At 69.4% G+C, this 8,966-nt stretch carries 12 protein-coding genes; 3 read left to right on the forward strand and 9 right to left on the reverse strand.

The features are described 5' to 3' along the window. Positions 1 to 448 (reverse strand): type IV pilus assembly protein FimV (locus VGF12_RS24855; RefSeq protein ID WP_414710197.1); only part of this gene is annotated, 448 nt, incomplete at its 3' end. A gap of 69 nt (positions 449 to 517) precedes the next feature. Between VGF12_RS24855 and VGF12_RS24860 the strand changes: the two genes are divergently transcribed. After that, the gene (locus VGF12_RS24860; RefSeq protein WP_331178733.1) at positions 518 to 1,234 is read left to right on the forward strand and encodes a Crp/Fnr family transcriptional regulator; all 717 of its coding nucleotides are present in this window, start codon (positions 518 to 520) and stop codon (positions 1,232 to 1,234) included. Between the two features lie 82 nt (positions 1,235 to 1,316). Continuing rightward, complete coding sequence (locus tag VGF12_RS24865) at positions 1,317 to 2,390, forward strand: phosphotransferase (RefSeq protein ID WP_331178734.1); 1,074 nt, start codon at positions 1,317 to 1,319, stop codon at positions 2,388 to 2,390. 21 nt (positions 2,391 to 2,411) lie between these two features. Here VGF12_RS24865 and VGF12_RS24870 read toward each other — a convergent pair whose 3' ends face one another. Beyond that, positions 2,412 to 3,149 (reverse strand): hypothetical protein, encoded by a 738-nt coding sequence (locus VGF12_RS24870; protein ID WP_331178735.1) that lies wholly within the window; start codon positions 3,147 to 3,149, stop codon positions 2,412 to 2,414. A gap of 40 nt (positions 3,150 to 3,189) precedes the next feature. Between VGF12_RS24870 and VGF12_RS24875 the strand changes: the two genes are divergently transcribed. After that, a complete protein-coding gene (locus tag VGF12_RS24875) occupies positions 3,190 to 3,882 on the forward strand; it encodes a glutathione S-transferase N-terminal domain-containing protein (RefSeq protein ID WP_331178736.1) in 693 nt (230 codons plus the stop codon). A 196-nt stretch (positions 3,883 to 4,078) separates the two neighbouring features. On the opposite strand, the gene soxA is transcribed toward VGF12_RS24875, so the two are convergent. From soxA to VGF12_RS24910, 7 genes are all read right to left on the reverse strand, one after another. Further along, entirely contained in the window at positions 4,079 to 4,801 is a 723-nt protein-coding gene (gene soxA, locus VGF12_RS24880; RefSeq protein WP_331178737.1) for a sulfur oxidation c-type cytochrome SoxA, read from the reverse strand. Next, positions 4,798 to 5,121, reverse strand: a complete 324-nt coding sequence (locus tag VGF12_RS24885) for a thiosulfate oxidation carrier complex protein SoxZ (protein ID WP_331178738.1) — start codon at positions 5,119 to 5,121, stop codon at positions 4,798 to 4,800. The genes soxA and VGF12_RS24885 overlap by 4 nt, the downstream gene beginning before the upstream one ends. Beyond that, positions 5,121 to 5,531: a thiosulfate oxidation carrier protein SoxY gene (locus VGF12_RS24890; protein ID WP_331178739.1), complete on the reverse strand. Its 411-nt coding sequence runs from the start codon at positions 5,529 to 5,531 to the stop codon at positions 5,121 to 5,123. Before VGF12_RS24890 ends, VGF12_RS24885 begins: the two co-directional genes overlap by 1 nt. Continuing rightward, positions 5,528 to 5,893, reverse strand: a complete 366-nt coding sequence (gene soxX, locus VGF12_RS24895) for a sulfur oxidation c-type cytochrome SoxX (protein ID WP_331178740.1) — start codon at positions 5,891 to 5,893, stop codon at positions 5,528 to 5,530. Before soxX ends, VGF12_RS24890 begins: the two co-directional genes overlap by 4 nt. After that, positions 5,893 to 8,043: a xanthine dehydrogenase family protein molybdopterin-binding subunit gene (locus tag VGF12_RS24900; RefSeq protein ID WP_331178741.1), complete on the reverse strand. Its 2,151-nt coding sequence runs from the start codon at positions 8,041 to 8,043 to the stop codon at positions 5,893 to 5,895. Before VGF12_RS24900 ends, soxX begins: the two co-directional genes overlap by 1 nt. Continuing rightward, positions 8,040 to 8,534 (reverse strand): (2Fe-2S)-binding protein, encoded by a 495-nt coding sequence (locus tag VGF12_RS24905; protein ID WP_331178742.1) that lies wholly within the window; start codon positions 8,532 to 8,534, stop codon positions 8,040 to 8,042. Before VGF12_RS24905 ends, VGF12_RS24900 begins: the two co-directional genes overlap by 4 nt. A 105-nt stretch (positions 8,535 to 8,639) precedes the next feature. Next, positions 8,640 to 8,966 (reverse strand): hypothetical protein (locus VGF12_RS24910; protein WP_331178743.1); only part of this gene is annotated, 327 nt, incomplete at its 5' end.

Consider the following 8,966-nt stretch of genomic DNA (forward strand, 5'->3'; position numbering starts at 1 on the left):
GCGGGTCGACGAAGACGTTGAACTCGCGCGTCAGACGCAGCGGGCAGCCCAGCGCCAGCGTGATGCGCAGGGTCGGCTCGTCGATGCGTGCCTGGCTCTGAAGCCGGATGTACTGCTGGCCCGGCTCGCCCTCGAGGCGCAGCTGCAGCAGTCCGGCCGGCACGCGCGCCTCGCCCGCCGACACCTCGGCGCGCAGGCAGGAATCGGTGAGCTGCTCGCCCTGCGCCAGTGCAAGCGGGATGCTGACGTCCAGCGGTTTGCCCAGTGCCGAATGGAGGGTCGGCCGGCCCACGCCCAGGGCCTGGGCCTCCTGGGGAGGCAGGCCGAGCAGCAGTGCCAAGGCGGGTGTGAGGGCACCCAACAACGTCGGGCGCAGGGCCGTGATGGGCATTGACTGCAGGCGGCTCGCGATGCGGTTGAACGAGGGGTTGGAGACAGCGCGGATCACTCTAGCATGGGGGCATCCACCGCCGCCCCCGTCTTCCGGGGGGCCACGGGCGGCACAATGCCCCAACCCATGAACGCACTCAGCCTCACTCCCGCCGAACGCCAGCAGATCGACCAGGGCGCCTGGTTCGCCAAGCTGTCCGAGCCCCTGCGCAACGACATCCTGCAGCGCGCCTTCGTGCGCCGTCTTGCCGACGAGACCATGCTCTCGCACCGGGGAGAGCCCGCCGAAGAATGGTGCGGCGTCGCCAAGGGCGCCGTGCGCGTCAGCTCCGTGTCGCTCGCGGGCAAGCAGATCTCGCTCACCTACGTCGAGCCCGGCACCTGGTTCGGCGACATCGCCCTCTTCGACGGGTTGCCGCGCACCCACGACGCCTATGCCCATGGCGACACGACGCTGTTGTGCGTGCGCAAGTCCGACTTCCGCGCCCTGCTGCAGGCCCACTCCGAGCTCTACGACGCGCTGCTTCGTCTGAACTGCCGCCGCCTGAGGCTGATGTTCGACATGATCGAGGACCTCAACACCAGGCCGCTCGCCGCACGGCTGGCAAAGCAGGTGCTGCTGCTGGCCCGCTCCTACGGCGTTCAGGAGGGCGAAGGCGACGAAGCCGTGATCCGCATTGGCCTGCAACTGGCCCAGGAAGACCTGGCCCAGTTGCTCGGCGCCTCGCGCCAGCGCGTCAACCAGGAATTGAAGGCCTTCGAGCGCGAAGGCGCCGTACGCGTGGAGCCGACCCGCCTGGTGGTGCTGAGCCGCGACAAGCTGCTCGCCGCGGCTGCGCGCTGAGACTGGCGCACAGGAGACACCCCCGCCGGCCCCCGCCTCTCACAATGGAAAGTTCGCGCCCCTCAAAACAACGACGACCTCCATGGAAGCATTCACCGGCACCCGTCCCCTGGCACAAGCGCTGGACACCGCAGCGCTCGAAGGCTGGCTGTCCGCCCACGTCGACGGCTTCGCCGGGCCGCTGAGTCTCGAACAGTTCAAGGGCGGGCAGTCCAACCCGACCTATCTACTGAAAACGCCAGGGGCACAGTACGTGATGCGCAGCAAGCCCGCCCCGGTGGCCAAGCTGCTGCCGTCGGCACACGCCATCGAGCGGGAGTTCCAGGTCATGGGCGCGCTGGCCGGTACCGACGTGCCCGTGCCGGCCATGCTGGCACTGTGCGAGGACGAGGCCGTCATCGGCCGCGCCTTCTACGTCATGGAGTTCATGCCCGGCCGCGTGCTCTGGGACCAGAGCCTGCCCGGCATGAACAACGCCGAACGCGCGGCCCTGTATGACGAGATGAACCGCGTCATCGCGGCCCTGCACCAGGTCGACTTCAAGGCCCGCGGCCTGGAAGGCTACGGCAAGCCGGGCAACTACTTCGAGCGCCAGATCGGCCGCTGGAGCAAGCAGTACCTGGCGTCCGTGACCGACCCCAACCCGGCAATGGACGCGCTGCTGGCCTGGTTGCCGGCCCACATTCCCGCCTCGGCACGCGACGAGGGTGAGATCAGCATCGTCCACGGCGACTACCGCATGGACAACGTCGTCTTCCACCCCACCGAGCCGCGCATCATCGCCGTGCTGGACTGGGAGCTGTCCACGCTGGGGCATCCGCTGGCGGACTTCAGCTACCACTGCATGAGCTGGCACATCCGCACCTCCGGCGCCGCGCGCGGCCTGGGCGGCAAGAACCTGGCCGAGCTGGGCATCCCGAGCGAGCGCGAGTACGTTCAGCGCTATTGCGAGCGCACCGGGCGCGCCGACGCCAGCGCCGTCATGGCCGACTGGAACTTCTACATGGCCTACAACATGTTCCGCATCGCGGCCATCGTGCAGGGCATCGCCAAGCGCGTGGTGGACGGCACCGCCTCCAGCGCTCAGGCCCGGGAGACCGCGGCGAGCGCCAAGCCGCTGGCCGAGCTGGCCTGGACCTTCGCGCAGAAAGCCTGACGGCAGGCCGGGACCGGCCGCTCAGTACACGTCGCCGGGGCGCGTCGAAGGCGTGAAAGCGATGGAGGTCGTAGTCGGCCATGCGCCTGCATCGGCCACCCGGCCGTTCAGGCGCATGGCCGCCCGTGCGGCGCATTCGAGCAGACGCACCAGGCCCTGCAGCTTGGGCAGCTCGGCCTCGCCCATCTCCGTGCGCAGATAGAGGTTGCCGCGCATGCACATCAGCACGAAGGGATGGCCGTCGGGCAGCAGGTCCTGGCTGGCCTGAACCAGGGCCTCGCTCAGTTCACCCTCGATCCAGGCGCCGGTCAGGTCCTTGGTCACGCCAACGATGCCGCAGCGCTGGCGCAGGATCTGCGACGAGGCATTGTTGAACTTAGGGAACATGACCAGCCAGCGCATCTCTTCCGGCGTGTCGGTATCGACGCGGGTCTTGAGCGTGTCGGTGTAGGCCTCGAAGACGGCGCGCTCGAGGTTTTCCATCAGCCCGCGGCACAGCACCATGAACTGCAGATCGGAGTGCAGTCTCATTTCGCAGCGCATGCGCAGCTCGGTGCCCGGCAGGTAGCTGCGCTGGGACGCCCCCCATTCGATGCGCAGCGGCCCTGGGACGGCTTGCCGGTCCTCGATGAGAAAGCCCATGCCGTCACGCGTTTGCGTGAATTCGGCGCTGCGCGCCTCGGCCCAGGCCTGGATCGCGCGCCAGCGCGCTGCGTTGGCGCGCGTCACGAACCAGTGCTTGACTTGCTTTACCACCATGAGTCGTGAGAATCGGCCTAGTTGCTGACGGAGTCGACGAATGATCGAAGTGTATTCATGGCCCACGCCCAATGGCCACAAGGTGCACATCATGCTGGAGGAGTGCGGCCTCGCCTACCGGGTCCATCCCGTGGACATCGGCGCTGGCGAGCAGTTCGCACCGGGTTTCCTCGCCATCAGCCCCAACAACAAAGTTCCCGCCATCACCGACCCCGATGGCCCGGACGGTCAGCCGATGTCGCTGTTCGAGAGCGGCGCCATCCTGCTCTACCTGGCCGGCAAGACCGGCAAGTTCCTGCCCGCCGACGTGCGCGGCAAATACGAGGTGCTTCAGTGGCTGATGTTCCAGATGGGGGGCATCGGCCCCATGCTGGGCCAGGCTCACCACTTCCGCATCTACGCGCCCGACAAGCTGCCCTATGCCATCGAGCGCTACACCAACGAGGCCCGTCGCCTCTACGGCGTCCTCAACAAGCGACTGGCCCACTCGACCTACATCGGCGGACACGACTACTCCATCGCCGACATCGCGATCTTCCCCTGGCTGCGCTCCTGGAAGAACCAGGGCGTGGAGATGGCCGACTACACGCACTTGAAGGGCTGGTTCGACGAGATCGCCAGGCGCCCGGCCGTGCAGCGCGGCGTCGCGGTGCTTGCGGGCGCGCGCAAGCCGCTGACGGACGACACGGCACGCGAAGTGTTGTTCGGCCGCCGCCAGCTCGAACAGCGCTAGATCGGCACCAGGCGCAGCTCGCGGTTCGCCGGCCGAGCTCAGGACGTCCGGCGCGCCCAGGCCCAGCGATGCTGCCGCCATCGTCAGGATCGGCATGGACGCGCAACTCGGTCGGCGTCCCTTGCGACCGGGGCAGGTGCAACCCCAGTCGCCCTTGCGCATCGCCGGCCCGCCGTCGCGGCGGTCACCCTGCGTGTCAGGGGCGCACGCCCGGCGGCTGCATGGCCATGCCCGTCGAGCGACGCGCGAGATAGATCTCCAGCGCCAGCAGCTCGCGGCTGTCCCAGTCCCAGGCGGTGGCACGCACCCCGCTCAGGCAGCCGCGCAGGCGGCGCTGCAGGCTGCCCAGGGACTGCCATTCGAGGCGGTAGACCGGGTAGTCGTCCACATGGCCCTCCGGAATCAGGCTGCCCCCCAGCCGCAGGCCCGCGCGTTCGTCGTGGCACTGCGCACAGGACAGGTTGAGGGCCCCGATTCGCGTCGTGTAGAGGCGCTGGCCTTGGGCGGCGGCCTGGTCCAGCTCGGCGCCACGCTGGGGCTGGACCGGCAGGCCGCGCGACTGCTGCGCCACCAATGCCGTCAGGGCGAGCAAGGGCTCGGCCTCGGGCTTCCAGGCCGGCAGCGCCTGGTGGCGCACGCGGCAGCGCTGGATGCGGCCCGGCAGGTCGAGGAGGCCCTGGTCCCAGGCCGGGTAGCGGGTCGCCGCGCCGCGCAGCGTCTCTGGCGCGCCGTGGCAGCTGGCGCAGGACCGCTTGCCCTGCTCCCACAGGTCCCGGCCCAGGGCCAATGCGAGCTGGGCCGGATGCTGGGCATCGTCGGCCTGCAGCGTGCGCAGGGCCTGGCTCATGGTGTCGCGGCCGGAGCGGCGCTCGTCGGCGCTGGCGGCCAGCGCGATGAAAAGCAGCAGCCAGGCCTTCATGCGACCGTCAGGGCGCGCGTCTCGCGATGCTCGAACCCGTTGTCGCCGCGCCAGCTGAAGGTCAGCTCGCAGGACTGGCCGGCCCGCATCCAGAATGCCAGGTAGGGATTGGCGGAGATGGCGGCATACAGGTCGGCTGCGAAGACGAGTTCGCCATCCAGTCGGCATTCGAATCGGCGCACCAGATCGCGCGGCAGGCGCGTGCCATCGTCGCTGGTGCGATAGCCCGTCTCCATCGCATGGGCCACGGTGGCTCGCACCTCGAAGACTTTGCCGGCCTTGACGGGGTTGGGCAGGGTGATGACGGCACGGGTGACCATCAGGGTTCCACGCAGGCAGCCAACGTCACGATCACATCCATCCCCGCTTGCCAGCAGCGCCCGTCCGCCGCCCGGGCGACGGCCACGATGCGCTGGCTGCGCGCCAGACGCATGCGGGTGCTGAACTCGGGCCTGGGGCAGTCCGCGGCCAGTGTGATGTGTGCGACCTCGGGTTCCGGATTGAGCGACGTGAACAGCGCCAGGCCCGTGACCGGCTCGGTCGCGGCAATGCGCACCGGCACCGCGTTGCCGTTCTCCACCAGTGCGGCAATGTCGATCTTCAAAGCGCCCGTCTCGGGATCGCGGCCGGCCCAGGCACGGATGGCTGCGCGCATGGCCTCCTCCGTCGCCTGCGCCTCGGGCAGCAGCGCGAGCGCCGACGCGGCCATGACGAACTCGCGCCGCCTCATGGCCTCGCCAGCGTGCCGAGGTAGGCCACGATGTCGTCGAGCTGCTGCTCGGTCAGCGCGGCGCGGCCCGACCAGGCCGGCGCCACGTCGCGCAGGCCGTCCGTCGATCGGAAGGGCGGCATGACGGTGGCCGGGTTGAAGCGGCGCATGTCGGCGATGCGCTCACGCAGCGCCTTGGGAGGCAGCGTCGCCACCGTCTCCAGCGGCGGCGCGAGATTGCCCTGGTTGGCATCGCCCGCCGCCGTGAGCGCGTGGCAGAGCAGGCACAGGCTCTGCGTGCGGTCGGCGACCAGCGCCCGGCCGCGCTCGATGTCGCCGGCCTGCGCGCCGGCCGCCAGCAGCAGCGCCAACCATCCGCGCATCACACCAGCTTGTGCTTGGCCAGGGGCAGGTCGCGGATGCGCTTGCCGGTGGCCATGAAGATCGCGTTCAGCACGGCCGGCGCGGCGACGGCGATGGTCGGCTCGCCCACGCCGCCCCAGAAGCCGCCGGACGGCATGCAGATCGTCTCGACCGCAGGCATGTGCTCCATCCTGACGACGGGATAGGTGTCGAAGTTCTGCTGCTCGACGCGGCCGTTCTTGAGGGTGATCTCGCCGAACAGCGCCGCCGACAGGCCGTAGACGAAGCTGCCTTCGACCTGGGCCGCGATCTGCTGCGGGTTGACGGCATGGCCCGGGTCGGTGGCGGCAACGATGCGGTGGATCTTCAGGTCGCCCTGCTTGCTGACCGACACCTCGGCGCAGGCCGCCACATAGCTGCCGAAGCCCATGATCTGGGCCAGGCCCAGATGGCGGCCCTTGGCCCGCGGCTTGCCCCAGCCGGCCTTGGCGGCTACCGCGTTCAGCACGGCCAGATGCCTGGGAGAGTTGGCCAGAAGCTCGCGGCGCAGCTCCAGCGGGTCGCGCTTGGCGGCGTGGGCCACCTCGTCGATGAAGCACTCCAGGTAGATCGCGTTCTGGTTCAGGTTCACGCCACGCCAAAAGCCTGGCGGGACGGGTGGATTGCGCATCGCATGGTCGATGAGCAGATGGGGCACGGCATAGCCCAGTGCACCTTCAGCGCCACCGGCGCTCAGGCCCTGGAACACGGCCGGATCCTTGCCGTCACGGATGTTCTGCGGAAAGATGCCCGCGATGATGCTCTGGCCCGAGATGCGCATGTGCAGGGCCGTCAGCTTGCCCCCCGCGTCCAGGCCCGCCGTCAGCTTGCACTGCGTGACCGGGTGGTAACGACCATGCGTCATGTCCTCCTCGCGGCTCCAGATCAGCTTGACCGGCGTGCCCGGCAGTTCACGGGCGATGGCCACCGCCTGGCGCACCCAGTCGTGCACGGCACCGCGCCGGCCGAAGCCGCCGCCCAGGTGCAGCTTGTAGACCTCGCATTGCGACGGCGACAGGCCCGAGGATTCCGCGGCCGCGGCCAGGGCCGCCTCGCCGTTTTGCGTTGGCGTCCAGACCTCGCAGCGCTCCGGCGTCCACTTGGCCGTCGCGTTCATGACCTCCATCGTCGCGTGGTTCTGGTGCGGCGTGCTGTAGACGGCCTCCACCTTGGTCGCCGCGCCAGCCAGTGCCCCGGCCACATCACCCTGCGAGCTGCCAACGGCGGCTTCGGGGGCGTCAAGGCCGGCCTTCAGCGTCGCGGCCACGTCGGCGCTGCTCAGCGTCGCGTTGGGACCCTCGTCCCAGACGATGGGGAGCGCGTCCAGCGCGGTCTTGGCTCGCCACCAGGTATCGGCCACGACGGCCACGGCCGTGTCCCCGACCTTGACGACCTTCTTCACGCCGGGACGCTTCTCGACCTCCGTCGCGTCGAAACTCTTGAGCCTTCCGCCGAAGACCGGGCAGTCCTTGATGGCCGCATTCAGCATGCCGGGGAGTTGCAGGTCCATGCCGTAAATCTGCGAACCGTCAAGCTTGGCGCGGGTGTCCAGCCGCTTCATCGGCCGGCCAGCCAGTTGCCAGTCCTTCACCGGCTTGAGCTGGATGTCGGCCGGCGCGGCCAGCTTGGCAGCCTCGGCGGCCAGTTGGCCGTAGCTCAGGCGCTTGCCCGCATGCACCACCCAGCCCGACGCGGTCGAGCATTCCACGACCGACACGTTCCACTGGTTGGCCGCCGCCTGGATCAGCATCGCCCGCGCCAGCGCGCCGCCCTTGCGCACGTACTCGTGCGACTCGCGCACGCCGCGGCTGCCGCCCGTGCTCATGCTGCCCCAGGCACGATTGCGAGCGAGGTTCTGACCCGGCGTCGGGTACTCAGTCTTCACCTTGGCCCAGTCGCATTCCAGCTCTTCGGCCACGAGCTGGGCCAGGCCAGTCAGGGTGCCCTGCCCCATCTCCGAGCGCGCGATGCGGATCACGGTGGTCTCATCCGGCAGCACCTGCACCCAGGCGTTCAGCTCGGGCGGGACGTCGCCCTGGGCCAGGCCCGGCACATGGAAGCCCACCATCAGGCCGCCGGCCGCAGCGCCGGTGGTGTGCAGAAAGGCTCGACGCGACAGCACGGTGCTCATGCCCGGCCTCCTTCGATGACGATGGGAATCTGCTTGCGCTGCACCTGGCCGGCGGCCAGGTGGATGGCCGCGCGGACGCGGTTGTAGGTGCCGCAGCGGCAGATGTTGGTCATGGCCTCGTCGATGTCGGCGTCGGTCGGCTTGGGCTTGGCCTTGAGCAGCGCCGCAGCGGCCATCAGCATGCCGCTCTGGCAGAAGCCGCACTGCGGCACGTCGAGCGCGTCCCAGGCCTTCTGCAAGGGGTGCGAGGCATTGGGGGCCAGGCCCTCGATGGTGGTGATCTTCTGCGCCGGTGTCAGCGCCGAGGCCGGCATCACGCAGCTGCGCACCGGCGCGCCGTCGATGTGCACCGTGCAGGCACCGCACTGCGCGACGCCGCAGCCGTACTTGGTGCCGGTGAGGCTGAGCTGCTCACGCAGCACCCAGAGCAGCGGTGTGTCGGCTTCCGCCTCGAACTGCATCCGCTTGCCGTTGATCGTCAATTCCGCCATGCCTGCCGCTCCCACTCCGCCACCGTTGACGGGCGCGGGCAGCCTAGCAGGATCGTCGCCCGCCCGCCCAAAGAAAGCGTCGAGCCAGGCCGGGCCGCCAGGCTTTCAGCGGTTCAGCTCGCGCCAGCCCCGCCCCGACATGCATTGCTTGTAAGCGTTGCCGGCCTCGGCGGTGGTCTGGATGCGCTGGGCCTCCGCAAGGCTCTGGCACATCGGACCGTCCACGCAGTTGCGCGCGAGCGCCTGGTTGCCCAACTGGCTGAGCCGCCCGATGCGTTCGGCGTCCTTGTCACAGGCGACCTTGTCCGCCTCCAGATCGGCGCCCGGGTTCGCCGGGTTGATCCAACGGGGCGACGCGCAGGCGCTCAACGCGACGCAAAACAGCAGAAGGACTCTCATGGGCAGCAGCAACAAGTCGGGAGCCAGACATGC

This window comes from Roseateles sp., assembly GCF_036404855.1.
In the GTDB taxonomy this organism is placed as follows: Bacteria; Pseudomonadota; Gammaproteobacteria; order Burkholderiales; family Burkholderiaceae_C; genus Pelomonas.

What these genes read in the sequence shown, in the direction of transcription:
- soxX (WP_331178740.1), bottom strand. Translation starts at nt 5,893, where the DNA reads ATGCGCGGATGGTTGGCGCTGCTGCTGGCGGCCGGCGCGCAGGCCGGC.
- VGF12_RS24870 (WP_331178735.1), bottom strand. Translation starts at nt 3,149, where the DNA reads ATGGTGGTAAAGCAAGTCAAGCACTGGTTCGTGACGCGCGCCAACGCA.
- VGF12_RS24900 (WP_331178741.1), bottom strand. Translation starts at nt 8,043, where the DNA reads ATGAGCACCGTGCTGTCGCGTCGAGCCTTTCTGCACACCACCGGCGCT.
- VGF12_RS24885 (WP_331178738.1), bottom strand. Translation starts at nt 5,121, where the DNA reads ATGGTCACCCGTGCCGTCATCACCCTGCCCAACCCCGTCAAGGCCGGC.
- VGF12_RS24875 (WP_331178736.1), top strand. Translation starts at nt 3,190, where the DNA reads ATGATCGAAGTGTATTCATGGCCCACGCCCAATGGCCACAAGGTGCAC.
- VGF12_RS24890 (WP_331178739.1), bottom strand. Translation starts at nt 5,531, where the DNA reads ATGAGGCGGCGCGAGTTCGTCATGGCCGCGTCGGCGCTCGCGCTGCTG.
- soxA (WP_331178737.1), bottom strand. Translation starts at nt 4,801, where the DNA reads ATGAAGGCCTGGCTGCTGCTTTTCATCGCGCTGGCCGCCAGCGCCGAC.
- VGF12_RS24860 (WP_331178733.1), top strand. Translation starts at nt 518, where the DNA reads ATGAACGCACTCAGCCTCACTCCCGCCGAACGCCAGCAGATCGACCAG.
- VGF12_RS24905 (WP_331178742.1), bottom strand. Translation starts at nt 8,534, where the DNA reads ATGGCGGAATTGACGATCAACGGCAAGCGGATGCAGTTCGAGGCGGAA.
- VGF12_RS24865 (WP_331178734.1), top strand. Translation starts at nt 1,317, where the DNA reads ATGGAAGCATTCACCGGCACCCGTCCCCTGGCACAAGCGCTGGACACC.